General features: G+C 68.0%; 26 protein-coding genes. 10 read left to right on the forward strand and 16 right to left on the reverse strand.

What is annotated here, in order from left to right:
- Positions 1–662: energy transducer TonB family protein (locus ACPEES_RS13465; protein WP_435104023.1), on the forward strand; the 662-nt coding region annotated here is incomplete at its 5' end.
- Between the two features lie 219 nt (positions 663–881).
- Positions 882–1286: a phasin family protein gene (locus ACPEES_RS13470; RefSeq protein ID WP_435104024.1), complete on the forward strand. Its 405-nt coding sequence runs from the start codon at positions 882–884 to the stop codon at positions 1284–1286.
- Positions 1287–1555: 269 nt separating this feature from the next.
- Here ACPEES_RS13470 and ACPEES_RS13475 read toward each other — a convergent pair whose 3' ends face one another.
- Positions 1556–1921, reverse strand: a complete 366-nt coding sequence (locus ACPEES_RS13475) for an SHOCT domain-containing protein (RefSeq protein ID WP_435104025.1) — start codon at positions 1919–1921, stop codon at positions 1556–1558.
- A gap of 637 nt (positions 1922–2558) precedes the next feature.
- Between ACPEES_RS13475 and ACPEES_RS13480 the strand changes: the two genes are divergently transcribed.
- Entirely contained in the window at positions 2559–3236 is a 678-nt protein-coding gene (locus ACPEES_RS13480; RefSeq protein ID WP_435104026.1) for a rhomboid family intramembrane serine protease, read from the forward strand.
- A gap of 57 nt (positions 3237–3293) precedes the next feature.
- Here the strand turns inward: ACPEES_RS13480 and ACPEES_RS13485 are convergent, their stop codons facing one another.
- Together ACPEES_RS13485 and ubiK are read right to left on the reverse strand one after the other, a co-directional pair.
- Positions 3294–4814, reverse strand: a complete 1521-nt coding sequence (locus ACPEES_RS13485) for a YifB family Mg chelatase-like AAA ATPase (protein ID WP_435104027.1) — start codon at positions 4812–4814, stop codon at positions 3294–3296.
- A gap of 83 nt (positions 4815–4897) precedes the next feature.
- A complete protein-coding gene (gene ubiK / locus ACPEES_RS13490; RefSeq protein ID WP_435104028.1) occupies positions 4898–5170 on the reverse strand; it encodes a ubiquinone biosynthesis accessory factor UbiK in 273 nt (90 codons plus the stop codon).
- Positions 5171–5421: 251 nt separating this feature from the next.
- On the opposite strand from ubiK, the gene ACPEES_RS13495 reads away from it, so the two are divergent.
- From ACPEES_RS13495 to ACPEES_RS13505, 3 genes are all read left to right on the forward strand, one after another.
- Complete coding sequence (locus ACPEES_RS13495) at positions 5422–5760, forward strand: P-II family nitrogen regulator (RefSeq protein WP_435104029.1); 339 nt, start codon at positions 5422–5424, stop codon at positions 5758–5760.
- A 49-nt stretch (positions 5761–5809) separates the two neighbouring features.
- Positions 5810–7054, forward strand: coding sequence for an ammonium transporter (locus ACPEES_RS13500; RefSeq protein ID WP_435104030.1), 1245 nt, complete (start codon positions 5810–5812; stop codon positions 7052–7054).
- A 321-nt stretch (positions 7055–7375) separates the two neighbouring features.
- The gene (locus ACPEES_RS13505) at positions 7376–7777 is read left to right on the forward strand and encodes a DUF4870 family protein (protein ID WP_435104031.1); all 402 of its coding nucleotides are present in this window, start codon (positions 7376–7378) and stop codon (positions 7775–7777) included.
- Positions 7778–8247: 470 nt separating this feature from the next.
- On the opposite strand, the gene ACPEES_RS13510 is transcribed toward ACPEES_RS13505, so the two are convergent.
- The 7 genes from ACPEES_RS13510 to ACPEES_RS13540 form a co-directional block, all read right to left on the reverse strand.
- Positions 8248–8817 carry a cob(I)yrinic acid a,c-diamide adenosyltransferase gene (locus ACPEES_RS13510; RefSeq protein WP_435104032.1) on the reverse strand — a complete coding sequence of 190 codons (570 nt, stop codon included), beginning with the start codon at positions 8815–8817 and terminating at the stop codon, positions 8248–8250.
- Between the two features lie 115 nt (positions 8818–8932).
- Positions 8933–10627: a methylmalonyl-CoA mutase family protein gene (locus ACPEES_RS13515; RefSeq protein WP_435104033.1), complete on the reverse strand. Its 1695-nt coding sequence runs from the start codon at positions 10625–10627 to the stop codon at positions 8933–8935.
- Positions 10608–11594: a methylmalonyl Co-A mutase-associated GTPase MeaB gene (gene meaB, locus ACPEES_RS13520; RefSeq protein WP_435104034.1), complete on the reverse strand. Its 987-nt coding sequence runs from the start codon at positions 11592–11594 to the stop codon at positions 10608–10610. Before meaB ends, ACPEES_RS13515 begins: the two co-directional genes overlap by 20 nt.
- 1 nt (position 11595) lies before the next feature.
- Positions 11596–13020, reverse strand: a complete 1425-nt coding sequence (locus tag ACPEES_RS13525) for a phenylacetate--CoA ligase family protein (protein WP_435104035.1) — start codon at positions 13018–13020, stop codon at positions 11596–11598.
- A 26-nt stretch (positions 13021–13046) separates the two neighbouring features.
- Complete coding sequence (locus tag ACPEES_RS13530) at positions 13047–13463, reverse strand: cobalamin B12-binding domain-containing protein (protein ID WP_435104036.1); 417 nt, start codon at positions 13461–13463, stop codon at positions 13047–13049.
- A gap of 33 nt (positions 13464–13496) precedes the next feature.
- Complete coding sequence (locus tag ACPEES_RS13535) at positions 13497–14159, reverse strand: GntR family transcriptional regulator (RefSeq protein ID WP_435104037.1); 663 nt, start codon at positions 14157–14159, stop codon at positions 13497–13499.
- A 19-nt stretch (positions 14160–14178) separates the two neighbouring features.
- Positions 14179–14394 (reverse strand): DUF1289 domain-containing protein, encoded by a 216-nt coding sequence (locus ACPEES_RS13540; protein WP_435104038.1) that lies wholly within the window; start codon positions 14392–14394, stop codon positions 14179–14181.
- A 132-nt stretch (positions 14395–14526) separates the two neighbouring features.
- Between ACPEES_RS13540 and ACPEES_RS13545 the strand changes: the two genes are divergently transcribed.
- From ACPEES_RS13545 to ACPEES_RS13560, 4 genes are read left to right on the forward strand one after another with little or no spacing between them, the layout of a single operon-like run.
- Positions 14527–15129 carry an ABC transporter ATP-binding protein gene (locus ACPEES_RS13545; protein ID WP_435104039.1) on the forward strand — a complete coding sequence of 201 codons (603 nt, stop codon included), beginning with the start codon at positions 14527–14529 and terminating at the stop codon, positions 15127–15129.
- The gene (locus ACPEES_RS13550) at positions 15120–15929 is read left to right on the forward strand and encodes an ABC transporter permease (RefSeq protein ID WP_435104040.1); all 810 of its coding nucleotides are present in this window, start codon (positions 15120–15122) and stop codon (positions 15927–15929) included. The genes ACPEES_RS13545 and ACPEES_RS13550 overlap by 10 nt, the downstream gene beginning before the upstream one ends.
- 2 nt (positions 15930–15931) lie before the next feature.
- Positions 15932–18277 carry a S8 family serine peptidase gene (locus tag ACPEES_RS13555; protein ID WP_435104041.1) on the forward strand — a complete coding sequence of 782 codons (2346 nt, stop codon included), beginning with the start codon at positions 15932–15934 and terminating at the stop codon, positions 18275–18277.
- Positions 18274–18759, forward strand: a complete 486-nt coding sequence (locus tag ACPEES_RS13560) for a protease complex subunit PrcB family protein (RefSeq protein ID WP_435104042.1) — start codon at positions 18274–18276, stop codon at positions 18757–18759. Before ACPEES_RS13555 ends, ACPEES_RS13560 begins: the two co-directional genes overlap by 4 nt.
- Positions 18760–18841: 82 nt before the next feature.
- Here ACPEES_RS13560 and ACPEES_RS13565 read toward each other — a convergent pair whose 3' ends face one another.
- The 6 genes from ACPEES_RS13565 to ACPEES_RS13590 form a co-directional block, all read right to left on the reverse strand.
- The gene (locus ACPEES_RS13565; protein WP_435104043.1) at positions 18842–21088 is read right to left on the reverse strand and encodes a TonB-dependent receptor; all 2247 of its coding nucleotides are present in this window, start codon (positions 21086–21088) and stop codon (positions 18842–18844) included.
- A gap of 74 nt (positions 21089–21162) precedes the next feature.
- Entirely contained in the window at positions 21163–22041 is an 879-nt protein-coding gene (speE, locus tag ACPEES_RS13570; RefSeq protein WP_435104044.1) for a polyamine aminopropyltransferase, read from the reverse strand.
- A 91-nt stretch (positions 22042–22132) separates the two neighbouring features.
- Complete coding sequence (locus ACPEES_RS13575) at positions 22133–22897, reverse strand: (2Fe-2S) ferredoxin domain-containing protein (protein ID WP_435104045.1); 765 nt, start codon at positions 22895–22897, stop codon at positions 22133–22135.
- The gene (locus ACPEES_RS13580) at positions 22894–24555 is read right to left on the reverse strand and encodes an oligopeptide/dipeptide ABC transporter ATP-binding protein (protein WP_435104046.1); all 1662 of its coding nucleotides are present in this window, start codon (positions 24553–24555) and stop codon (positions 22894–22896) included. Before ACPEES_RS13580 ends, ACPEES_RS13575 begins: the two co-directional genes overlap by 4 nt.
- A complete protein-coding gene (locus ACPEES_RS13585; RefSeq protein ID WP_435104047.1) occupies positions 24552–25445 on the reverse strand; it encodes an ABC transporter permease in 894 nt (297 codons plus the stop codon). The genes ACPEES_RS13580 and ACPEES_RS13585 overlap by 4 nt, the downstream gene beginning before the upstream one ends.
- On the reverse strand, positions 25442–26398 hold the full coding sequence (locus ACPEES_RS13590; RefSeq protein ID WP_435104048.1) for an ABC transporter permease: 957 nt from the start codon (positions 26396–26398) through the stop codon (positions 25442–25444). Before ACPEES_RS13590 ends, ACPEES_RS13585 begins: the two co-directional genes overlap by 4 nt.
- Between the last annotated feature and the right edge of the window lie 8 nt (positions 26399–26406).

Genomic DNA, 26406 nt, shown 5'->3' on the forward strand with positions numbered 1-26406 from the left:
AACCGAAGCCCGAACCGAAGCCCGAACCGAAGCCCGAACCGAAGCCCGAACCGAAGCCCGAACCGAAGCCCGAACCGAAGCCCGAACCGGAGCCGGAGCCGGAGCCGGAGCCGGAGCCGGAGCCGGAGCCGGAGCCGGAGCCGGAACCGGAACCGGAACCGGAACCGGAACCGGAACCGGAACCGGAACCGGAACCGGAACCGGAACCGGCAGAACCAGGGCCTGAGCCTGGCGACAACAATGACGAGCGCGCCGAGTCCGGGGCGGAGAAGACGGACAGTGCGGGCGATTCAGGCGCAGCGGCCGGCTCGGGTGAGACGGATGCGGCTGCCCCTGCCGGCGCGTCAGGCCCGGACCGTGGCGCCACCTCCGGTGCCGCGGACCACAGCGGCTATCTTCAATCTCTGTTTGCGGCGTTGCAGCGGTACAAGGAGTACCCGCGGCGGGCCAAGCTGCGGCGGGACGAGGGGGTGGTGAACCTTTCCTTCACGTTGACCGCTGACGGTGAAGTCCGCGAAGCGTCAGTAGCGGAGACTTCCGGCTCGCGCACGCTGGATCGGGCGGCATTGCGCATGCTTCGGGCGGCCTCGCCATTACCGACGCCACCGGCGGACCTGGTGGGTCGCGAGATCGTCGTTCCGGTGCAGTACCAGCTGCGCTAGCGCGATGTCATCGAGCTCCAGCCACCGCTGCGGCTGACAGACGCCCCCCGGCATGCGGATCCGGGTCATGAACTGGTAGGCCGCCTCGCTGCGCCCGGGGAGCATCGCCTTGGTGGCGAGGTGCTTGAGGCACCGCTGATCAGTTGCATGTTGCAATGCAACATCACCGCTTCTATAGTGCACTGCAACATTTGATGACGTCCCAAAGGAGGGAGTCACATGAGTAACGAGACAATCACTGGACTTACCGAGCAGTTCACCAAGGCCTTCGAGCCGACGCGTGCCTTTGTTGGCCTGACCGTGGATCACATCGAGAAGCTGGCGCAGGTCCAGATCGAGGCCGCCAAGGCGTACACCGATCTCGGTATCGCCCAGACCCGTGAGGCCCTGCAGATCTCCGATGCGAAGTCCCTGCAGGACTACGTCGCGAGGCAGAAGGACGTCGCCGAGACCGTGACCAAGCGGGTCAGTGACGACGCCCAGAAGCTTGGCGAGCTCGGCACGAGCTACACCGAAGAGGCGACCAAGCTCGTTGAGCAGAACATCGGCCAGGTCCAGGGCGCTGCCAAGCCGGCTTCCCGCCAGGCCGCGACCAAGAGCAGCGGCGCCAAAGCCTCGGCATAAGCGCCGTTACCCGCCGGGACTTCGCGCCCGGCGGGGCGATGAATGAAAGGCTGGTCATGCGACCGGCCTTCTTTCGTCTGAACCCACCCGATGTCAGTCGTTCGCGGCTTCCAACCGAATAGCCCGAAATGGTTGCGGCCCGCATGGCTGCTGGAGGCCCGCGAGCGCAGCGACAGCGCGCCGCCGGAAGGCGGGGCGGGCAATATGCCCCTTTGAACCCCCGAGCCGGGCTGCCGGCCCAAGGGTGGTTGGACGAATTGCCGTGGATCTCATTCGCCGAGCACGCGGCGGCGTTCCTCGAACTCTTCCGTGTCGATTTCTCCGCGCGCATACCGCTCTTTGAGGATATCGAGCGGCGTACGTCCCGGCTGTCCATGATGCGGCGCTTGCGGGCCTTGCCACGGTCCACCGAGCCAGCGCACCAGCAGTACGACACCCGCGATTACCGTGACGAGGACCAGGATCATGAAGAGCGGACCAAGGATCATGCCGTACCAGCCTCCGCCCCAGTCCATCATATGGGGGCCGTAGCCACGCGAGTACGGCTCTGCCTGTCGTTGTGCCCAAGCCCAATCCGAAGCCAGCGCGATCCCGGCAACTGTAACCGCCGCCGGGAATATCCGGTGCTTGCTCATATCTGCGTTCCCCTTCGTTTGGGCTGTCCTCCGAATGCCCGTGCGTGCGGAGGTTTCAGCGCACGGTCCATTGATGCAGGTGGCCCTGGAGCCCATCGCGTTCCAACGCGCCGTGCCGCTGCAAGAACCCGTATGTGCCTGAACCCTGCTCCCGGAGCGCCGAAATGGCTGATACCCAGCGTTTGTCCGTACGGCAAACCAGAATGACAGGCCTGTTGCGATGCGGCTTGATCTCGATCATACGATCGGCGTTCACGGATCGGTGGCCGAGTTTCCGTGTGGCGCGATCGCGTCGACTCGGTGGCCTGCTAGCCTGAGAGTGAATGGAAGGCGGATGTCGTCATGAACGGCCTCCGGAGGATGCGATGGCGCCGACGCTGACGGAGGGGACTGTGCGCCTTACCGGAACATCCGTCCTCCCGCGGATGCCGCGTGCTCGGGCGTTGGATCGAGGTACGGACAGTTCTTGGGGCTGGTGGCTTTCCCTGAAGCGGCGCTGTCTCAAGCTGTGTGCCAAGGCGGGTTGCGTCCGCGCTTCGACAGCGGAGAGGGCGCCGAGGCCCGCCCGCCACGTGATTACTCTGCAGCGGCTCCGCCATGAACGGGGGCCGCTTGTTCGAGGGTGGACGTTCTCCCCATGCGCGAACCTCGCCTGATGCACACTGTCACCCGTGTGACCCTGTTCGTGGTCGCGCTGTGGGCCATACAGGGGATGGCGGCGTTGCTGGGCATGTCGCTCGGGCCGCTGGGTGTGCAGCCACGGGAGGTGGCGGCGTTGCACGGCGTCGTGACTGCGCCGCTGGTGCACGGCTCATACTCGCATCTCATGGCCAACACCCCGGCGTTGCTGGTGTTGGGCGTGGCGATGCTGTACGGCTACCCGCGCGCTTCGCGGATCGCGCTGCCCATCATCTGGCTCGGTTCCGGCCTGGGGGTGTGGCTGTTCGCCCGCGAGGCGGTCCACCTTGGTGCCAGCGGCCTCATGTACGGAATGATGCTCTTCGTCTTCGTGATGGGCATCCTGCGCCGCGATCGCCCATCGATGGCGCTGGCGATGCTGGTGTTCTTCCTCTACGGCGGCATGATCTGGGGTGTTCTGCCATTGAAGCCCGGCATTTCCTTTGAATCCCACCTTTTCGGCGCGCTGGCCGGTGTCGCCGCGGCGTTTCTGCTGCGCCATCGGGATCCCCTCGCCGAGCGCCGGGTGAGGAAGCGGCCCGTCGATCCCCGGCGCGAGGAAGAGGATCCGGTCATCGGGGAGCTCTGGCGGGACGCAGAGGCGCCGGAGGTTCCGCGGCGCCGTCGGGATGAGTGAAAACGGGTGCGCCGATCTGGCTTGCTTCGCCTACCGGCGATTGCCTTGGAACTGCGCTCACGCTGTCGCTGTTCCGCCTGCGGCGGCGGTGCTGCGCTCGCGGTAGCCGATGGCTTCGGCGAGGTGGGCGACGGTAACGCGCTCGCTCTCGGCGAGATCGGCGATGGTGCGGGCGACGCGCAGACAGCGGTGATAGCCGCGGGCCGACAGGCCCAGGCGTTCGGTCGCCTGGTCCAGCATTTCGCCCTCCGCGCGGCCCAATGCACATGTTCGTTCCAGTGTTCCCGCCGGTAGCCGGGCCGCGGCGGTGCCGTCGCGTTGCTGCTGAACTTGCCGTGTGGCCTCGACACGGGTACGGACCTCGGCGCTGCACTCGCCGGGCGGGCTCGTCCGTAGCTCCGTGGGGGCCAGGCGGGGTACCGAGCAGAACAGGTCGATGCGATCGAGCAGGGGACCGCTTATCCGCCCCTGATAGCGGGTGATCTGGTCGGGTGTGCAGCGGCAGGCGCTGGTGGGATCGCCCAGATGGCCGCAGGGGCAGGGGTTCATGGCAGCCACGAGCTGGAAGGCCGCCGGGTAGCGCACTTTGGCTGCCGCCCGGGAGATCTCGACGTGCCCTGTCTCCAACGGTTCGCGCAGCATTTCCAGCGCCTTGCGGCTGAACTCCGGCAGCTCGTCGAGAAACAGCACCCCATTGTGGGCCAGTGATACCTCGCCGGGCCGGGGCCGTGAGCCGCCCCCGGCGAGGGCGACGTGGGAGGCGGAGTGGTGTGGGCTGCGAAACGGGCGCACGCCCCAGCGGGCGGGGTCGAAGCCGCCGTCGCTCACCGACGCGACGGTGGCCGCTTCGAGGCTCTCGTCGTCGCTCATGCGGGGGAGAATGCCGGGCAGACGTGCCGCCAGCATGCTCTTGCCCGTGCCGGGCGGGCCGGCGAGCAGCAGGGAGTGGCCGCCAGCGGCGGCGATCTCCAGACATCGTCTTGCCTGATATTGTCCGCGCACGTCGGCGAGGTCGGGGGCGTCCCGGCGTCTGCCGGCTTGCGGCGGGCTCGCATAGGCCAGGCGGTCGCGGTCGCTCAGGTGGGCGCAGACTTCGAGCAGGTGATCGGCGCCGAGGGCCAGTTCCGGGCCCGCGACAGCCGCTTCGGTGGCGCTCGCCGCCGGCAGAATCGCCTGGCGGCCGGCTTCACGGCAATGCACCGCGAGTGGCAGGGCGCCGGAGACGGGGCGCAGGTCACCGGTGAGCGCGAGCTCGCCGGCGAATTCGTAGCCGGTGACGGCCTCCTTCGGTATCTGGCCGGAGGCGGCGAGGATGCCCAGCGCGATGGGCAGATCGAAGCGCCCGCCTTCCTTGGGCAGATCCGCCGGGGCGAGGTTGATGGTGATCCGTCGTGCGGGAAAATCGAATCCGCTGGTGACCAGCGCGCTGCGCACCCGGTCGCGGGCTTCCTTCACGGCGGTTTCGGGCAGACCGACGATGGACAGTGACGGCAGTCCCCCGGCGAGATGCACTTCGACGGCCACTGACGGGGCTTCCACACCCACCGCCGCGCGGCCGTGAACAACGGCGAGCGACACGGTTCCCTCCTTTGGGCACCGCCGGCGGCGATGCTTCCCTGAGTGCTACAGGGCGCCTCTCCCGGCGCCCCTGAACGTCGGGACTAGTCGACCGGCTGCGGCGGCTGACTCTCGCTGTGGCCGGCTTCGAGTGCCGCCACGCGCTGCTCCAGTGCCTCCAGCCGGGCACGCGTGCGGGCGAGCACCTTCGCCTGGGCGTCGAATTCTTCCCGCGTGACCAGATCCATTCGCGAGAAGGCCGACTGCAACGCAGTGCGCGCGTTCTTCTCGATTTCCTGCTGGAACTCGCGCACCCCGCCGGGCAGATGCTCGCTGACGCGTCGCGCGAGATCGTCGAGTTGCTTGGGATCGAGCATCGGGCGTCCTCCCTGTGGGTTGTCTTCATTCTACGTCGTTACGAGTCCGCGTGGCGAATGCACCAATTGCGCGCGCGCCGCCGCGGGCGATTGCACCGAATCGGTGCGGGTGTGTCCTGGCCCCAATCATGGGGGTTTCCGTTAACTATTTGAGTTTCATGAACAAATCAGAGATGGCACGCGGGGTGCTTAGAGGGAGTCAGGTTGGGCGCTGTGCCGGAATGTCCCGGCCGATCAGGGAGATTTAGACGATGAAACTGCTCACCGCGATTATCAAACCTTTCCGCCTCGACGATGTGCGCGAGGCTCTTTCGGAGATCGGCGTACGGGGTATCACCGTGACCGAGGTCAAGGGCTTCGGCCGGCAGAAGGGTCACACCGAGCTCTACCGCGGCGCCGAGTACGTCGTGGACTTTCTGCCCAAGATGAAGCTCGAGGTGGCGCTCGACGACGCGCTCGTGGAGCAGGCCGTCGAGGCCATAGCCCGCGCGGCGAACACCGGCAAGATCGGTGACGGAAAGATCTTCGTCACGGAGCTCGCCGAGGTCATGCGCATCCGTACCGGCGAGACGGGCGTGGACGCGCTGTAACCGTGAGGCGTTCGCCGATTATTCCAGTGAATGAGGGAGGCAGGTTCCCATGGACCGTGTAGTCGAACTGGCCTACGCGCTGGACACCTTTTATTTCCTGGTGTCCGGCGCGTTGGTGATGTGGATGGCGGCGGGCTTCGCCATGCTCGAGGCGGGGCTGGTGCGCGCCAAGAATACCGCCGAGATTCTGACCAAGAACGTCGCGCTCTATGCCATCGCCTGCGTGATGTATCTGCTCTGTGGCTATCAGATCATGTACGGAGAGGCGGTCAACGCCTTCATCCCGGGCTTCGGCTCGCTGATCGGTGCCGATCACACGGCGCAGTCGGTGCTCGCCAGTGATGGTGGCATCTATTATTCCACGCTGTCCGATTTCTTCTTCCAGGTGGTGTTCGTCGCCACGGCCATGTCCATCGTCTCCGGTGCGGTGGCCGAGCGCATGAGGCTCTGGGCGTTCCTTGCCTTCGCCGTGATCATGACCGGTTTCATCTACCCGGTGCAGGGTTACTGGAAGTGGGGCGGCGGTTTCCTCGACCAGCTCGGCTTTCAGGACTTCGCCGGTTCCGGCGTCGTGCACATGGCCGGGGCGGCCGCCGCGCTCGCCGGTGTGCTGCTGCTCGGCGCGCGCAAGGGCAAGTACGGACCCAAGGGCGAGGTCCGTGCCATCCCCGGTGCCAACCTGCCGTTGGCGACCCTGGGCACGTTCATCCTGTGGCTCGGGTGGTTCGGCTTCAACGGCGGCTCGGAGCTCAAGGTCTCCAACGTGGCCGAGGCCAACGCCGTCGCCCAGGTGTTCGTCAACACCAACATGGCGGCAGCCGGCGGTGTGATCGCCGCGCTCGCCACCGCCCGTCTCGCTTTCGGCAAGGCGGATCTCACCATGGCGCTCAACGGTGCGCTCGCCGGCCTCGTGGCGATCACCGCCGAACCGCTCACCCCCGCCCCGCTGCTCGCCACGATCATCGGCGCAATCGGCGGCGTGCTGGTGGTGTTCTCCATCGTCGCCCTCGACAAGCTCAAGATCGACGATCCGGTGGGCGCCATCTCGGTGCACGGCGTGGTCGGAATCTGGGGGCTGCTCGCCGTACCCCTGTCCAATGACGCGGCGGGTTTCGGCGGACAGCTCGCGGGGATCGCCACCATCTTCGTCTGGGTGTTCGCCGCAAGCCTGATCGTCTGGGCCGTGCTCAAGGCGGCCGTGGGCATTCGCGTCTCCGAGGACGAGGAGTCGGAAGGTACGGATATCGGCGAATGCGGTCTGGAGGCCTATCCGGAGTTCACCAAGCTCACCTGACAGGCGTGCTTGGATACCGCTAAAACGATAAGAAAAAGAAACTTAAAGGCAGTGATCGGCGCGTTCGGTGTGGGCGTGCCGCACTGCCTTCTTTTTTTCACTCGCCCCGCTTGGGGGCAGGTGCCGACCTTGCCAACCGATATACCCATATGCCGGCATCTGGACGTGCTCCTGTCGCTTTGTGATAGATTCCACGCCCTCGTCGCGTCGCAATCGTCACCATGACGCGACGGCCTCAGTGCGGGTCCGGCGCCGGTGACCCGTCGCGGTCCGGTCCTGGGCCCGGAAGGGAGGCATTCACTCGAAGCAAGGAGTTGCTCAATGATTGCCGACAGCGACACGGTCGCACGGACGAGTACCGGTCAATCCCTGTTCTCGGATGAGCGCCGATATGCGGCGTATGCTTACATCGCCCAGATCGTCGGGGTGTTTACCGCCATCGGTTTCATCGTCGCGCTCGTCATCGATTACCTGGCGCGCGACGAGCTCCCGCGCGATGGCACAACGGCCGCGCACGTCAACTGGCAGATTCGCACCTTCTGGTGGAGTGTGGCGTATTGCGTCCTCGCCTGGCTCGTCGGGATTTTCGGAACGTTTTTCATCATCGGCCCGGTGATCGGTGTGGCCGTCTGGTTCGCCGCGTTCATCTGGGGCATCTACCGGATCGCCCGCGGCTTCATCAAGCTGGCCGACGGCCAGCGTCCGAAACCGGGGTACGAATGAGGCAATTCGCCGCAGGCGGTTTCTTGATGAGTGGCGAGCAGTGAGTGGCAGGTTTCAAGTGCCGAGCGGTACCCGCGGCGGCAGCGTCGCGTGTAACGCGAGCATTCGATATGCCCGCCAGGGATCGGCGCCGCTGCGAAGCATACGGGCAATGCCAGCCGTGGCGATCCGCTGGTGCTGGCAGACGACGTCTCTGCACTCGGGATGTCGGCCAGCGCTTCGCGCTCGCCGACCTACGGCGGTCTTCCCCGGTTAGCTACGCGACAGCGGTAGGTCGGGGACCGCCTCCGGCGGTGCCCGACGTTGGTGCGTGGGGGCACTGCCGGCGCCGCCTCCGTATGCGATCGGTTGGCGTGCGCGGAGCGGAGCGCTGGTAATGTCGGCCAGCGCACGCGCTCGCCGACCTGCGGCGACTGTTCAGCGATGTTCATGCACAGCGCTTGACCGGCAACGGAGTATCTACGGCTTATTCACTCACGGTGCTTTCCGGGTACCCACAGCAGATCACCGTGGCCGGCGGCGGCGTTGACGTGACGGGCGGCCACGAACAGGTAGTCCGAGAGACGGTTGATGTAGCGCAGGCCCGCCTCGTTGATGGGGTGCTCGCGGTGGAGGGTGACCATGTCGCGCTCGGCGCGGCGGGCGACCGTGCGGGCGAAGTGCAGGTGCGCCGCGCGCGCGACGCCGCCGGGCAGGATGAACGAGCGCAGGGACTCGAGCTCGGCGTTGTAGGCGTCAATGCAGCGCTCGAGCCACGTCACCTGGCTTGCTTCGAGGCGCAGAGGGTCGTGCTTGAGCTCGGCGTCCAGGGGGGTGGCGAGGTCGGCGCCCAGATCGAAGAGGTCGTTCTGGATGCGCTCTAGCTCCGATTCGAGCTGGCCGGTACCGTCGATGCGGGCGAAGCCGATAGCGGCGTTGAGCTCGTCGACGCTGCCGAACGCGGCCACCCGCGGGTCGTCCTTGGGCACCCGCGAACCATCCACCAGGGCGGTTTCGCCGGCATCGCCGGTGCGCGTGTAAATCTTGGTGAGGCGGACCATAGAAGCGCTCGTCTCCCCGGCCGGACGTGGCGAACGCCCGGCCGCTGGCGGTGAATGAACCGGCCAATGGTTTCACAGCCGTCCGGCAACGGGAAGCCGCTTCCGGGGCGGCGAGTCAGATCACGGGGGTCTCCCGATACGTGCCCCATTTCTCCCGCAACGTCTCCACGATGTCACCCATGGAGGCACCCGCCTTCACCAGCTCGATGGTCACCGGCATGATGTTCCGGGACTCGTCCCCGGCGATTTCGCGGAGCTTCTCCAGGAGCCGGCGCACCGCGCTTTCGTCGCGCGCCGAGCGCACATTTTCCAGGCGCTCGATCTGGCGGCGCTCGGTCTCCGGGTCGTGGGGGTGCGTCTCGATGTCGACGTTTTCCGCTTCCTCGACGAAGCAGTTGACGCCGATCACCGGCCGCTCGCCGCTTGCCTTGCGGATGGCGAACTCGTAAGCGGAGTCGGCGATGCCCTTCTGGAACCAGCCGTCCTCGATGGCCTCGAGGGTGCCGCCCATCTCGTCGACCTGGGCGAGGATGGCGTTCACCTCGCGCTCCATTTGGTCGGTGAGCGTCTCCACGTAGTAGGAGCCGCCGAGGGGGTCGACCACCTGATCCACTCCGGTCTCGTAGGCGATCACCTGCTGAGTGCGCAGGGCGAGGCGCATGGCGTCTTCGGTGGGAATGGCGAAGGCTTCGTCCATGCCGTTGGTGTGCAGCGACTGCGCGCCGCCGAGTACCGCGGAGAGGGCCTGAAAGGCGGTGCGCACGATATTGAGCTGGTACTGCGGCTTGGTGAGCGTTGCCGCGGCAGTCTGGGCGTGGAACCGCAGCCGGCAGGATTCCGGCTTCTGCGCGCCGAAGCGCTCGGCCATGATCCTGGCGTAGACCCGGCGGGCGGCGCGGAACTTGGCGATCTCCTCGAAGAAGTCCGCCTGGCTGACGAAGAAAAACGACAGCCGCGGGGCGAAGTCATCCACGCTCACGCCGGCCTTGATTGCCTCCTCGACGTAGGCAATGGTGGTCGCCATGGTGAAGGCGATCTCCTGCACCGCGGTCGCGCCGGCCTCGGAGATGTGGTAACCGGAGATGTTCACCGGGTTGTAGCGGCGCATGTGCCCGGCGCCGTACTCGATGCAGTCGCGGACCAGGCGTACCGACTCCCGCACCGGGTAGATCCATTCCTTCTGCGCGATGTACTCCTTGAGGATGTCGTTCTGGATGGTGCCGGAGAGGTCGTTGAGGTCGTAGCCACGCCGCTCGGCGAGGGCGATGTACATCGCGAACAGGATCCACGCCGAGGGGTTGATGGTCATCGACACCGAGATCCTGGTGAGATCGATGCCCTCGAACAGGGTCTCCATGTCCTCCAGAGTGTCGATGGCCACGCCCTCGCGGCCGACCTCGCCGTGACTCATGGGGTGGTCGGAGTCGTAGCCCATGAGCGTGGGCATGTCGAAGTCCACCGAGAGCCCGGTCTGCCCCACGTCGAGCAGGTACTTGAAGCGCTGGTTGGTCTCCGCCGCCGTGCCGAAGCCCGCGATCTGACGCATGGTCCAGTGGCGGCCGCGGTACATGGTGGGGTAGGGCCCGCGGGTGAACGGGTAGCGCCCGGGCAGGCCGATGTCCTCGTAGCCGGTCTCGGCGATGTCCACCGGCGTGTAGATGCGGTTGACGGGGAGGCCGGAGCCCGTGCGGTACTCGCTCTTGCGCTCGGGCATGCGCCGGATGAAGCCGGCGACCTCGTTGGCCTCCCAGTCCCGGCGCTCGGTGTCGATGCGCGTGAGCGCGGCATCGTCATACAGCTTGCTCGTCATAGCGAATTCTCTCCTTGACCGTGGCCAACAGCTCCAGGGCGGCGCCGTGAGGGTCGAGCTCGCGCTCGACGACGCGTTCGATCATGGTTTCGATGCGATCGGGGTGGGCGCGGTAGAAGCTCTCGCGCACGATCTCCTCGGCGATCTTCACCACCCGGGTGCTCGCGATGCGGCGACGGCGGACATCGATCTCGCCGCTGCCATGGAGGTGCTCGCGGTGGCGGTCGAGGGCCGCGAGGAGCTCGTCGAATCCTGAAAGCGTCTCGCTGCTGGTGGGGATCACCGGTACCTGCCAGGCATCGGGGGCTTCGGGCATGCTCATCATCAACATGCTCTTGAGCTCGCGCACGGTGCGGTTGGCGTCCGGGCGGTCGGCCTTGCTCACCACGTGCACGTCGGCGATCTCGAGGATGCCGGCCTTGATTGCCTGGATGTCGTCACCGAGGCCCGGGGCGTTGATCACCACGGTGGTGTGGGCGGCACGCACCACGTCCACCTCGTCCTGGCCCACGCCCACGGTCTCGATGAACACCAGGTCGAAGCCGCCGGCGTCGAGCACGTCCACTGCGTCCAGCGCTGGCCGGGCGAGCCCGCCCAGGCTGCCGCGGGTGGCCATGCTGCGGATGAACACGCCCGGGTCCTGGACGAGATCGGACATGCGGATGCGGTCGCCGAGAATGGCGCCGCCGGAGAAGGGGCTGGACGGGTCGATGGCGATGACCGCCACGCGCCGCCCGGTCTCACGAATGGTGCGGGCGAGTTGGCTCACCAGGGTGGACTTGCCCGCGCCGGGCACGCCGGTGATGCCGACGACATGGGCGCGGCCGGTGCGGCGGTAGAGCGCGGCGAGGGCGGCACGACACTCGCGCTCGCCGGATTCCGCTCGGGTAATGAGCCGCGCCATCGCCCGCGGATCGCCGTTGCAGACGCGCTCGGCGAGCGTCTCGGAGGCGATGCGTTGTGCCATGTCAGCCGCCTCCGGCCCGCGCCTGCAGGCTGCGGTAGAGGTCGCGGTCGTCGACGACCCGCCTGGCCTTGAAGTCGGTGCGGTCGAACGTCCCGGTGGGCACCGCCGTCACTGCAACGCGCAGGCCGAGCATGCGGGCGAGGGCCTCGGCGGCGGACTGCCGGAAGCGCTCCTGCGCCGCCTCGCCGCTGGTCTCCACGGTGCGGTCCATTTCCACCTGTACCGCGAGCTCGTCCATGACGCCCTCGCGGGTGATCACGATGCGGTGCTCGCCCCCGTAGCCCTCGAGTTGGGTGAGCACCGCGGCGATCTCGCTGGGATACACGTTCTCGCCGCGCACCTGGAACATGTCGTCGATGCGTCCGTAGATCCCCTGGGGCAGGCGCGGGTAGGTGCGCCCGCAGGGATTCGTCTCCATGGTCCAGTGGGTGAGATCCCCGGAGAACAGCCGGATCATGGGCTGGGAGGTGCGCTCGAGGGTTGTGTAGATCGGTGTACCCTGCGCGCCGTAGGTCACGCGGCGGGCGGTCTGCGGGTCGCAGATCTCGGTATAGACGATGTCCTGCCACAGCAGCATGCCGTCGGTCTCGGCACTGCCGGCGCCGTGCATCCAGGGAGTGACCTCGGCCATGGTGCCGCAGTCCACCACGCGCGCACCGAAGGTCGCGGCGATGTGGTCGCGGATGCCGGGTATGGAGCCACCGGGTTCGCCGGAGAAGAACATCACGCGCAGGCCGAACTCGCGCGGGTCCACGCCTTCCTCCCGGGCGACCTCGGCGAGGCGCAGGGCGTAGGACGGCGTGCTGTAGAAGCCTGCCGGGCGTATCAGCCGCAGCCAGGTCACCGCGCGGGCGGTCATGCCCGGGGCGCCGGCGCCGAAGGGAAAGGCCTTGCAGCCGAGGCGCTCGGCGCCGGTCAGTGCGCCCCAGGAGCCCATGTAGAGGCTGAAGATGGCGGCAACGAACACCGTGTCTCCGGGACGCAAGCCCATGCCCCACATGATGCGCGCGTGGTTGTTGGCGATGGTCTCCCAGTCCTCGCGGGAGAGGCCGAATACCGTGGGCCGTCCGGATGTGCCGGAGGTGCCGTGAATGTGGTAGACCTCGGTGTGGGGTACGCAGAGGTAGTCGCCGAAGGGCGGATGGGCGTTCTGCGAGGCGCGCAGCTCGTCCTTGGTGACCACCGGCACGTGCTCGAAGTCGGCGAGGCTGCGGATGTCGTCGGGCTGAATGCCGGCCTCGGACCACTTCTGCCGGTAGAAGGGGGCGTGCCTCCAGGCGTAGCGCATGACCTCGCGCAGACGGGCGACGATGGCCTCGTCCCGTTGCCCCGGGGCCATCGTCTCGCGCTCGGGGAACCAGTAGCGTTCGCCCGGCGCGGGGAAGTAATGCGCGTCGTAGCGCGGCGGAAACTGCCACTGCTCCATGATCTCCTCCTCCGCAGTGTCGCGGTCTAGCGCGGTCCGCGCTCGGCCACCAGGGCACGGAACGCGTCGACGATCTCCTGCGGCGGGGTGTCCTGGAGCAGGACCCTGGCGACGCCCATGCGCTCCAGCTCGGCGACGTCCTCGTCGGGGATCACGCCGCCGCCGGCGACGATGATGTCCTCGCCGCCCTTCTCGCGCAGCAGCTCGAGCACCCGGGGGAAGACGGTCATGTGCACCCCGGAGAGCAGGCTGATGCCGAGGATGTCCACGTCCTCCTGCAACGCGGCGTCGACCACCTCTTCGGGGGTGCGGTGCAGGCCCGTGTACACCACGTCCATGCCCGCATCGCGCAGGGTGCGCGCCACGATCTTCACGCCGCGGTCGTGGCCGTCGAGGCCGACCTTGGCGAGCAGTACCCGGATCACCGCTTCACTCTGCGCCATCTCCTCTCCTCCTCGTCGTGGGCCGGACAGACCCTAGGCCGAGAGACGTTCGGTGGCCTGTTGCAGCCAGTGGCAGGCCCCGTCGGCGTGCTCACGGGCGAGCAGCTCCGCTTCGGGCACGTTGCCGTTGCAGATCGCCCGGTAGATGCGCTCGTGCTGGTCCCAGATCGGGCCCTGGTTGGCGGCGTCGTCGATGACGTTGATCATCACCCGCCGGGTGTGGTGCCACTGGGTGGCCATTACCTCCAGTACCCGGGCGTTGGCCGCGGTCTCGTAGATCAGCCAGTGGAATTCCTCGTCCGCAGAGATCAGCAGGGGCACGTCGTGAGCGGCAAGCGCCGAGCGTCCGTCGGCGAGAATGCGCTCGCCCTCGGCCATGAATCGATCGTCGCAGCGGCGTGCGGCTTCGCCCGCGGCGATCAGGTCGACGCCCGCGCGCAGACCGTAGAGATCGCGCACGAGCGCCGCGGACAGTGGGGCAACGCGCAGCCCCCGACGGCCGACGGGGCAGAGAAAGCCCTCGGTCTCCAGGCGCTTCAGTGCCTGGCCCACCGGCAGGCGCGAGACGTCGAGACGGCTTGCCAATCCGTCCTGGGTGATGCGTTCGCCCGGCCGCAAGGTTCCCTCGCAGACGGCGTTCAGCACTGCGTCGTAGACCAGTTCCGGCAGCGGCTTGGGGGTGTCGATGCGCTGCATGACAACACCTCTGGGAAGATTAGTAACGCCTCCTCGGCAGGGCGTCGGTCGCGGCGTCGGTGTTGTCCGATCGCCTCCGGCGAAGACGGTCGACGACGCGTTGCCGCTCCACGGGATCCATGTTCGACCAACGGCCGATCTCGTCGATGTGGCGACCGCAGCCGCAGCAGTACGCGCCGTTCGCGTCCAGCCGGCATACCCCAATGCACGGTGAGGGCACGTCCTGTGTCGTCATCGCGTCCCCAGATTTCTGAATACTGTATACAGTAAACAGCGTAGCCGGCGTTCCGGCGATATCCACCCGCGATTGAGCGCATCCGCTCCAGCCCGGTATAAGGGCAGGGGTCGATCGACGAGCGGGGCGGCGGTGACACTGGCGGCGAGACAACTGGACTGCGGGGTGGTACGGGTTGCTGCGCTGCAGGTGCGCGATGGCGAATGCGTTGCCCTCACCGGCCCGTCCGGCTCCGGCAAGACTCGCATCATGCGTGCGTTGGCGGACCTCGATCCCGCCACGGGCGAGATCACCCTGGACGGCCGTTCCCACCTGGAGTGGGGCGGCCCGCAATGGCGGGCACGGGTGATGTATGTGCCCGCGGAAAGTGCCTGGTGGGACGACCGCGTCGGCGCGCATTTCCCGGTCGATGTCACCACTGCCGACCTGCGGCCCCTTGGTTTCGCGGCCGATGTGCTCGACTGGCCGGTTGCCCGGCTCTCCTCCGGTGAGCGCCAGCGACTTGCCCTGTTGCGTGCCGTGCTCCGCACACCACGGGTGCTTTTGCTCGACGAGCCCACCGCCAACCTCGACAGCGCCAATGTCGATCGCGTGGAGCGCTGGCTCGCCGCACGCCCCGGCAACGATGGCGCGATGCTGTGGGTGAGTCACGACCAGAATCAGCTAAGGCGGGTGTGTGCCCGCGGCTATGGCATACATGCCGGCGAGCTCCGGGAGATCGTGCCATGGCCGTGATCCCTCTTACCGCGCTGGATCTCGCATTGGCCGCGGGGCTGGTGCTCGCGCTCGGCGTGCTTGCCTGGCGCGAACGCCTGGCGATCACTCGTTCACTATGGTGGGCGACGCTGCGTATGGGCGTACAGCTCGCCCTGGTGGGGCTGGTGCTGGAGGCGGTGTTCGCGCTGAACGACTGGCATTGGGTCATGCTTGTGGGGCTGGGCATGCTGCTCGTCGCCGCTCGCGAAGTGCACGCTCGTCAGCGTCACCCCTTCGCCGGCGGCTGGGGCTACGGTATCGGCGCGGGTGCCATGTTCGTCGCGAGTTTCACTACCGCGGGGCTCGCCTTGCTGGTGCTCGTGCAGCCCGAACCCTGGTACCGTCCACAGTACGCCATTCCACTGTTGGGTATGCTGTTGGGTAACACCATGAACGGGGTGGCGCTGTGCCTGGAGCGGCTCACCGAGGGGGCCTGGAGACAGCGCGCGGCCATCGAGGCGCGACTGATGCTCGGCGAGGAATGGCAGACCGCGGTCGCACCGTTGCGTCGCGAGAGCATGCGCAGCGGTCTGATCCCCATGATCAACGGCATGGCCGCTGCGGGAGTAGTGAGCCTGCCGGGGATGATGACCGGCCAGATTCTCGCCGGCAGCCCGCCTGGAGTGGCGGTGCGCTACCAGATCCTGATATTTCTTCTGATCACTGTGGGGACGGGTTTTGGGACGTTGCTCGCCAATCGGATGGCGGCGCGTCGACTGTTCGACGAGCGTAGCCGCTTGCGTCTGGATAGGCTGCGCGACAAAGCGCAGGGGAGATGACAATGATCCGAACATGGGGGCGTACCCTGCTGGCATCCGCCGTGACACTCGCCCTGGGCGCCTGCGGAGGCGGAGGTGGCGGCGGGGACAGCGATGAACCTGTTACCGAGATCAGCGGTCGCCTGCAGGTGGCCGAGGGCACCTACGCGGACGCGCCGGCGGGCGAGCGGGCGCTGTCGAACCCCGCGACGGTAAGCGCCAGCGCCGCGGTGGGCGGTGGCAGTGACCGCTACCGGGTGACGCTGGCCCGAGGCCAGGCGGTCTCCCTGGTGGCGACAGCGGGTCAGACTCTGCGTCTGCGCCTGTGTGCCGTCGGTGGTGACTGCGAGCAAACCCGAACGAGTGCCGGCCAGCCCGTGCGCACCGTGCTCGCTCCGGCGGATGGCACTTACCGCGCGGAGCTGGTTGCGGAGGCGGGTGCCGGGCTGTACGTGCTCGGCGTCGCCGGTGGTGCACCGACCGCCGATTTCGCGGCGGCCGCCGGTCCATTCGTGGCCGGCGAGATTCTCGTGGGGCTGCGTGCGGGGGCGCAGTGGCCCGAGGGCGCGCTGAGCCGGCAAGCGGCCGAAGGCAATGAGGGGCCTGTGCTCGTACATCTCGACACACCGGCAGGGGAGGCGATCCTGTCCCGTCTCGGGGTAACGGGCGGTGACGCCGATGGCTTGCGTGCACGCACGCTCAGGGCTGTCGCCGAGCTGCGGCGTCATCCGGATGTACGCTACGCCGAGCCGAACTATCTCTGGGAGCGCAACCGCATCCCCAATGATCCCCGTTACGCCACCCAATGGCACTATCCGGCACTGGCGTTGCCCGAGGCGTGGGACGAGGTCATCGGTAGCGGTTCGGATGTGACGGTGGCGGTCATCGATGATGGCATTCGCCGTCACGTGGACCTGAACGATCGCCTGCTGTTCGATCAGGGGTACGATTTTGCGTCCGACCCGAACTTCTCCAATGACGGCGACGGGATTGATCCGGACCCCACCGACCCGGCGGTCGACGGCATATTCCACGGCACCGAGGTGTCCGGCCTGGTGGCAGCGGCCACGAACAATGCCCTGGGCGTGGCCGGTTCTGCCTGGCAGGCCGCCCGGGTTCTGCCGGTGCGTGTCGGCAGCGCCTCGCGCATCACTCTGGCAGACGTGATCAATGGCGTGCGTTACGCGGCGGGCCTGGCCACGCCCGCGGGGCCGGCGCAGGCTGCACCGAGAGCGCAGGTGGTGAATCTCAGCCTCGGCGGGCCGGGCGGTGCGGCCCAGGCGGCCGAATTCGCACGCGTGCGTGAGCGAGGTGTGATCGTGCTCGCGGCCGCAGGCAATACGGGCGATGCCACGCCACAGTACCCCGCCGCACATGCGGATGTGCTCGGTGTCGCCGCCACGCGACGTGATGGTACCCGCGCGCCGTATTCCACCATGGGAGCGTCGGTCTCCCTCGCCGCGCCTGGTGGTGATGCGGGTGATCCGGTGCAGACCCTCAGCGGCGATGACGCCTATGCGGCGGTCGCGGGTACTTCCTTCGCCGTGCCCCAGGCCGCCGGTGTGGTCGCCTTGATGAAGGCCGTTCACCCGGGGCTCACACCCGAGGCGGTCGAGTGCGGCGTCCGTGCCGGCGAGCTCACCGATGGTGAGCCCGACGCGTGGGACCCGGAGCTCGGCTACGGACGGCTCGATGCGGCCGCGGCGGTGGATTATGCCGGACGCCTGGCCCGTGGCGAGGGCCTGGTATCCCCCAGGGTGGATGCCGTGCCGAGGCAGCTCGATTTCGGTTCCTTGCCGCAGAGCATGGAGATCGGATTTCGCATCATCTGTGGTGACGGTGCGTTTGCCGGACCGCCACAGCCGCAGGCGAACTGGTTGACGGTAACCACCGTGGACGAGGCCAGCGGTCGCTATCGTGCTAGCGTGGAGCGCGACGGCCTCGCCGAGGGGGTGAATCGCACCGTCCTGCGAATGGAAACGGACGGCGGTCAACGGCTGGACGTACCGGTGACGGTTCTGGTGGAGCCGGTGCCCGCTGCGGATGCCGGCCGGCAGTTCGTCCAGCTCTATCGCTGGGAGGACTACGTCTCCGGCGAGCCGGCGTCCCGCCAGCTCGAGCTGGACGGCAGCGACGATTACCGCTACCGCTTCACTGACGTGGACGCCGGAGAGTACGCGGTCATCGCCTCCAGCGACCTGGACGGCGACCGCCGCCTGTGCCAGCTCGCGGAGATCTGCGGTGGCTGGCCGGATGGCGCGGCCCTCGAGCCGCTGGAAATCGACGAGGGGGAGGTGCGTGAGAACGTGAACTTCCCGGTCGCGCCGTTGACCTCTTTGGCGCCCCAGTACCGCAAGGAGGGGCCATGAGGCACGGTGTGTGGCTGTTGGCAGTGGCGCTAGGGCTCGTCGCCTGCCGCGCCCAGGAGCCGGCACTGGATCAGGCGCTGACTGTCGAGCCGATGACCCTTGCACGCTCGGCGCGTTGTGCGCCGGGCGATGCCCGGGTCCGATGGTTCGACGATGCGGATGCGCTCGTTGCAGGCACGGGATCGCTAGTGGATGCCGGCACCGCCGACGGGCTCGATTGGCGTTCGCAGGCGGCCGTGGGCGTGTGGCTGGGTGAGCGTCCCACTGCCGGGTACGGTCTCAGCCTCGCCGACAGTCGCCAGCAGGGCGATCGGCTGGAGCTCGTCGTCCGGCGCCAAACGCCGCCGGCGGACGCCATGGTGGCTCAGGTAATCACGTACCCCTGCCTGATCGTGACCGTGCCGCGCACGGGGTATTCGACGCTGCAGGTGGTCGATGACGACGGCGCCAATCTCGGGCGTCTGCGGCCCGGTGTCGAATGAGTGTGACGCGTGAACGTGGTGGCCGCCTTCCGGCTGTCGCGTATCGGCGCTCCGGGGGCTTGAGCCCCCGGGTGCGCTCGGTTCAGTAGCGAACCGTATAGGTCAGGCTGTAGGTACGCCCGCGGCCCTTGTAGGCGAACATCTCCTCCGGACCATAGTACGGCGCGTAGAACAGCTGCGCGCGCTGTCCCCAGACCGTGGTGTAGTCGGCGTCGAGCAGATTGTGCACGCCGAAGGAGAGCTCACCGACGGGCAGCGTCTGGCGCCCGAGCAGGTCGACGGTGTTGAAGCCGTCGATCTCGTTGCCCTGGTCGTCGTCCAGGTCGAAGGCGCGGGTATACTGCAGGCGCACGCCGGTGCCGCCCTGTTGCCAGCCAGCGAAGGCAGTGGCCTTGGAGAGGCTGGCGTAGCGGGCGTCGCGTTTCTGCCAGTCACCGTCGGTCTTCTGCTCCGAGCGCACCAGGTGTGCGGTACCGCCGAGTCGCCACTGGCGGTCGATGCGGTAGCTGACCTTGCCTTCCACGCCGTAGTCCCGGGTCTGCTCATCGAGCACCTCGACGGCGAGGCTCTCGCTGTCGTTGGTGAGCGCTTCGTCCGACCACGCATAGTAGACCGCTGCCTGCGCGGTGAGGCGATCACCGAAGTGTCGCCAGCCGATTTCGAGCTGATTGGTCTTGATGCCCTTCAGCGGCGACTCGTCCACGTTGACGCTGTCGTTGAGCACGTAGTGCCCATCCACCAGCTCGTAGCTGCCCTGGCCGTAGTACTTGCCCGGATCGGGGATTTCAAAGCCCTGGGCGAAGTTGGTCCACAGCTGGTTGCGCTCGTTGACGTCGAACACCGCGCCCACGTTGACGAGCGTAGTGTCGTAGTCGTTGGAGCCGCCGGGGATGGCTTGCGCCGATGATGCGTAGCCCAGTGCCACTGCCACCTGCTGGCGGGCGCCGACGAACTCGTCCACCTCCACGTCGGAGTGCTGCTGGCGTACACCGGCGGTGAAGCGCAGGCGCTTGGTTGCCTGCCACTCGCCCTGGGCGAATGCACTCACGGTGTCCACCTGGTAGCCGGGGTAGCGGCCCACGGTCGTCGTTTCATCGAGCTTCAGCCCTCCGGAGTCGGCGGCCAGAGGAAAGTCGAAGAGCATCTGATCCGCTTCGAACTCCTCCCGATCCACGTCCAGCCCCCACTGCAGGCGTACCGGGTCGAGCTCGCTGACGAACACGCCCTTCAAGCCGTGGACGTCGGTGTCCTGCCTGGAGGCGGAGTAGTACGAGCCGGGGTCAGGCATGCCGTCGCCGTTACCGTCACGCACGTAGGGGAAGGGATGGAAACTCGCTTCCTCGCGTCGGCTGAATCCCTGCAGGTAGAAGCTCTGGCCCAGCAGGTCATCATGCTGATACGTCGCGTTGACGAGATGCCGCCGGGTGGCGGGCTCGCGGTCGGTCTCGAGACCGTCGCGAATGTCGAAGCTCTCGGGCGACGCGCCGGTGACGGCACCCAGGTCCTCGCCCAGGTACAGACCGGTGTCACCATCGTAGCGGGAATCGTAGTACTGGGCAGTCACCGAGAGACCCTGATCCGGGCCCAGATCGGCGTCCAGCGAGCCCATGAGATCGATGCTGCGGTTGTACTGGAGGTCGGTCTGGGAGATGTCCGGCACGATCTGCTCACCGTCGGCATCGTAGAATCCGCCGTTGCGCTGGACGGCGATACCGAAACGGCCCCGGACGGTCTCGTTGCCGCCGCTCACCGACTGCGCCGCGCGTGCTTCGTAGTCGTCGCCATCGTTGAAGCCGGAAGTGGCGCCGACCTGGCTCGTGAACTTCGCCCCGCCGCGCTCACCGCGTTTGGTGATGATATTGACGATACCGCCGGTGGAGCCGCCGCCGTAGAGCGCCGTGGCGCCGGAGAGCACCTCGATGCGGGCGATGTTGAACGGGTCGATGCTGTCGAACTGCCGGCTGAGCCCGCGTGAGGAATTCAGTGAGACGCCGTCGATCATGACCAGCACCGAGCGTCCGCGCATGTTCTGCCCGTAGTTGGTCCGTCCCTGGGGCGCGACGTCGAGGCTCGGAATGAGCTTGCCGAGCGCGCTCTTCAGGGAGGCGCCGGCGCGCACCTGCTTCATGAACTGCTCGGGCTCGATGATCCAGACGGTACCGGCGAGCTCGCTGATCTTGGCCGGCGCCCGGCTGCCCACCACTACCATCTCGTCCAGTGTGATGGCGGAATCGTCTGCCTGCACAGCCGCGGCCAGGCACAACGCGCCGGCGCCCAGGCCCAATCTCAGCGCTGTGCGTCGGTGCACGGCCAGTCGTTCGTCGTTCATGTGTTCCCCCCAACTTTGCACAGGAAAGCGGCGCGAACACTATCATGAATGCGAACGATTTACATATTCATGATTTATCCGGTGGTGACCGATTCCAGGCCGGAGAACAGTGCCGCACAGAAGGCGGGTGGAGCGAGCGCACCACGGTGAACGTCCGCGCTGTAGTAGCGCGTGGGAAACGCGCGGGCGTCGGCGTCGGCCTGCCGGAATCGGTTCACGGGCACGCCCTTGCCGGCGAGAGTGGCGCTCCACCAGCCGCTCGGATAGCTCGGCACCGGGAACGGCAGGGTCACACGGTGCGCGAAGCCGGCCTCGTCGAGAGCGCCATGGAGGTCGCGGATGATGCTCTCGCTGTGGAGCAGCGGCGACTCGCTTTGCTGGACCAGGACGCCACCGTCGGCGAGTACGCGGTGGACTTCGCGGAGGAACGGCGCCTCGAAAAGCCCCTCCGCGAATCCCACGGGATCGGTGCTGTCGATGATCACCACGTCGAAGGTTCCGTCCCCGGAGGACTTGATGTAGGCGAGTCCGTCCTCGAAGCGCAGCTCCGCGCGCGGATCGTCGTTGGCTTCGGTGAGCTCCGGGAAGAAACGCGCCGCCGCTCGGGTGACGCCCTCGTCGATGTCCACCTGGACTGCGTCGGTGACGTCGGGATGGCGCAGCACTTCGCGCAGCGTGCCGCAGTCACCGCCACCGATGATGAGCACGCGCCGTGGGGCGGCGTGCGTGAACAGCGCCGGGTGGCTCATCATTTCGTGGTAGAGGAAGTTGTCACGGCCGGTGAGCATCACGCAGCCGTCCAGGGTCAGGAGATTGCCCCAGTGGCTGGTCTCGAAGACCTCGATGTGCTGATAGCGGGTACGCTCGTCGAGGAGCTTGCGGCGCACCCGCAGCGAGAAGGCGACGCCCTCGCTTTCGAAGGCTTCGGAGAACCATTGGTCGTCGAGGCTCATGGGCGGCTCCGCTCGTTGTGCGACGGCGCGGCAGTCTACGGTATTCGGCGCGGTCTGACAGCCGATTGACGCCGTAATCGCGATCCGGCCCCTATCGACGGCAACCACCGCTGCCGGCACGCCCGTCGCCGGTACTCGTGGCGGTGTCGTGGATGACGAGCTCGGGCGCATCCCCGCCCTGCAGCAGCACGGCGTCGACGAAACGCTGCACTGCGGTACGGTCGGGTAGCCGGAACCATCGCCCACGGGGGTAGTGCGCGACAATCGGGCCACGGTTGCAGGGGATCAGGCAGCTCGTCTCGGAAACGAGACACCGTTGCCACAGCCCGGCCGTCCGCAATGCGTCGATGAGCTCGGCGCGCAGCGACGGCGCGTCGCGAAAATGGCAGCGCGGGCCGGTGCATACCAGCAGGTGATGCTCGAAGACGGGCATGTGATCCCACCCGGGCTTGCCGAGGGAGGGCGGGACCGCCGTTGTGGGCTCGGTCGGGTGTGCGGGATCGATGGCCTGACGTCTGACCGTCGCCAGCGTTGCAGCATTCGTGCACTGGTCTTCGCCGAGGGTGGCGGTGACGTTCGCCGGCGCGCGCGTCTGCAGCCAGTGAGCCAGCGCTCCCGGGAGCCAGGCGGCGACGCTGTCGGAGAATGGCAGCCCCACCGGCTGGACGTGCAGGTGCCGTGCCCCCGCCGAGGTCATGGCGTCCAGCGCCGCAGGCAGATTCCCGCCGCGCCCGGTGAGTCGCACCACGCGGGTGGGCACCGGCATGTCCGCGCACAGACCGTCGGCGAGACGGCGTGCGCGCCGGGCACCGAGGTAGGCGGGGGCGATGACGTACACGATGGCATCGGCGGTCATGGGCGGTCGGCTCCCTCTTTCATGCTGGCCGGATCAGGGGCGGTCAGGGGCACCACGCGGTGGCACAGGGCGTCGAGCAGTGGCCGGTCGTGACTGGCGATGACGATGGCGGTGCCGCCCGCGGCCAGCGCCGCTAGACAGTGCAGAATCGAGGCGGAGGCGGCGGTGTCCAGCGCGCTGGTGGGCTCGTCGGCGACGAGCAGCCGTGGTTGGGCGGCAAGCGCCCGGGCGATGGCCACCCGCTGGCGTTGCCCGCCGGAGAGCTCGGCCGGCCGGGCTTCGGGGTCGATTCGGCCGAGTCCGACATCCGCGAGCAGTCGCTGAGCCCGGGTGCGGCGTTCGCGGCGAGCCAGGCGCGTCCGGTGCGGGGCCGTCAGCGGCTCGCTGACACTCTTACAGACGGGCCAGCGGGGGTCGAGGCTCGCCGTTGCGTTCTGAAAGATCGCCATGACCAGGCCCGGCGGCGGCCATGGCCGTCCCGCGCCCGGCTGCCAGCCGTCGATGTCCAGGTGGCCGGCAGCGGGCGTTTCGATGCCGGCGAGCATGCGCAGGAGGCTCGATTTGCCGCAGCCCGACGGCCCGCTGACGCCCACGATTTCGCCGCGGTGGAGGGCGAGATCGGTGGCGGGCACGGCGACTGTCGTTCCGTAGTACTGACGCAGCCCCCGGGCGGTCAACAGTGCCGGGCCGCCGGTTGACGGTGGGAGTGGGGGACGTGCGCCATCGTCGTGGACCCGAACCGATGGGGGGCGTCGTAGTGGGAAGAGGCAGGCGACGTCGTTGTCGAGCGCCGGTCGCTGCGTATGGCAGAGCGCACGCGCGTGCCGGCAGCGCGGTGCGAAAGCGCACCCGTCGCCGGTGTCGCCCGGCGCCGGGGGGTCGCCGGGGAGCGTGGCTGGCAGCCGGCCGTGAGCCTGCGGACGGGCGGCGAGAAGACCGGCGGTATACGGGTGACGCGGTGTCGTCGTGATCGAGTGCGCCCTGCCGGTTTCGACGATCCGCCCCGCGTAGCACACGGCGATGCGATCGGCATGGCGGGCGACCAGGGCGATATCGTGACTCACCAGCAAGACCGCCGCGCCCTGATCCCGCAGGCCGCGCAGGGTGTCGTCGGCGCGCTCGGCATCCAGCGCGCTGGTGGGCTCGTCGGCGACGATCAGCGCCGGGGTGTGGGCGCCGGCGGCGGCGATGTTCGCGCGTTGCAGCATCCCGCCGCTCCATTGGTGGGGATAACGCTTCATGGCCATCGCCGGCCGGGCGATACCGAGGCGTCCCAGGCGTTCGGCCACGGCCCGTGGTGCGATGCGCTCCCCGTGGGCGCGCCATGCCTCGGCGACGTGGTCGTGGAGTGGACGCAGCGGGTTGCAGGCGGCGAAAGGATCCTGATTCACGAGCCCTGCGACACGGCCGCGTAGACGGCGGAGTGTGCGCTCCGGTGCCCCGACGATTTCCTCGCCGCACAGCCGTATCGAGCCATCGACGGTGGCCGAAGGTGGCAGCAGGCCGAGTGCGGCATGGGCGATGGTGCTCTTGCCGCAGCCGGACTCGCCGACGAGGGCCAGACACTCACCGGGGGTGACTTCGAGGCTGACGCTCCGCACCGCGGGGATCGTGGCCGCATAGGTGACGGTGACCGCGTCCATGACGAGCGTGCTCATGGCCCGGCCCCCGGTTCCAGCACGTCGCGCAGGGCGTTGCCGAGCAGGTTGGCCGCCGCCACCGCGATCGTAATGGCACATGCCGGGGTGAGGAGCAGCCACGGCGCCACCGAGAAAACCATGCGTGCCTCTGCGAGCATGGCGCCCCACTCGGCGTGTGGCGGCTGGACACCGAGGCCCAGAAAGGAGAATCCGGAGATCGCGCTGATCATGCCGCCGAGCCCGAGGCTGGCCACCACGCCGAGGGGGCTCGCCACTGCCGGCAGGATGTGCGAGAGCACGATGCGATAGCCCGGGATCCCGGCGAGACGGGCGGCAATCACGTCTTCCCGGGAGCGCGCATTCAGCGCGTAGGCACGTGCCAGGCGCGCGTAGTATGCCCAGTCGGCGATGACGAACGCCACGAGCAGGTTGACCAGCCCCGGACCGAGCAACCCGAGCACCGCGAACGCGAGAACGAGCCCCGGCAGGGCCATCATCACATCGGCGCAGCGCATCACCACGGTATCCACGAGGCCACCGGCGAGTGCGGCGGTTGTGCCCAGCAACAGGGCGACGGAGAACAGGCAGGCGAGCACCGCGACGGCGGCACCCAGGGAGCGATGAGCGCCATCGAGCAGGCGGGAGAGCACGTCCCGGCCGCTGGCATCGGTGCCCAGGGGGTGCGCCACACTCGGCGCCTGAAGTGCTTCGGCGTAGTTCGGCCAGTTGGGATCGTAGGGAACGAGCAACGGCCCGAGCACCGTGGCCACGGCCAGCACCGCGAGCAGCATCATGCCCGTCCGTCCGCCCCGGTGGTTGGCGAGCCGGCGCAGCACGAAGCGGTGACGGACCGTCGCGGCGGCCGCGTGCGTCGGACGCTGGCTGCCGGCATTCCAGGCACGAATCATGGGGTCGCCTCCCGGCGCAGCCGTGGGTCCAGCCAGAGGGCGGCCAGATCGACGGCGAGGCTCGCACCGACGTAGGACAGGGCGCTGACGAGCACGAACGCCTGGATCACCGGGTAGTCCCGCGCGTGAAGCGCCTGCAGCACGTAGCGGCCGATGCCCGGCCAGGTGAAGATTTCCTCGATGATGGGCGCGCCGCCGAGCAGTGCTCCCACGCTCATGCCGATGGCCGCCAGGAAAGGCATGACCGCGTTCGGCAGCGCGTGGCGGAGCAGGACACGTCGCCGCGTGGCCCCGCGTGCGCGTGCCGTGAGGACGTAGTCCGAGCGCAGCGTCGCGAGCAGGCTCGCTCGCAGAAGCTGTGTCCAGCCCGCGGCGCGATCGATGCCGATGGCGAGCGCCGGAAGCGCCACGTACGCCGTGGCACCGCCGGTGAGCACCTGGCCCACCCCTGCGGCAACGACGGCGTACTGCAGAACCAGCAGTGCCAGCACGAAGGTGGGAATGGAGGCGCCGAGCTGCGTGTACGCGCAGATCAGCCGATCCGGCCAGCGCCCGTGCGTGGCGGCTGCCGTCAGCGCCAGTGTGAGTGACGTGATGACGGCGATCGCCAGCGCGCAGCCGAGCAGGGTTACCGTGGCGGGCAGGCGGTCGGCCAGATCCTGGAGCACGGGCTGGCCGGTGCGGTAGGAGACGGAAAAGTCGCCCTGCACGACCCGAGCGAGCCAGTCCAGATACTGCGCGGGCAGCGGCTCGTCGAGCGCCATCTCCGTGCGTAGCGCCTGGATCTGCAGCGCCGTGGGGTCCTGGACACCACGTGCCTTGAGGATGCGGTACGCCGGATCGCCGGGCGCCAGAGGCAGCAGTGCCCAGACGATGACCGTCGCGGCGAGCGCGGTGGCTACGGCCTGAGCGAGGCGTCGGCCGCTGCGTTGCAGGAGACGTTTGGTGGCCATCCGTTGCC

This window comes from Arhodomonas sp. AD133 (genome assembly GCF_051195215.1).
Lineage (GTDB): Bacteria > Pseudomonadota > Gammaproteobacteria > Nitrococcales > Nitrococcaceae > Arhodomonas.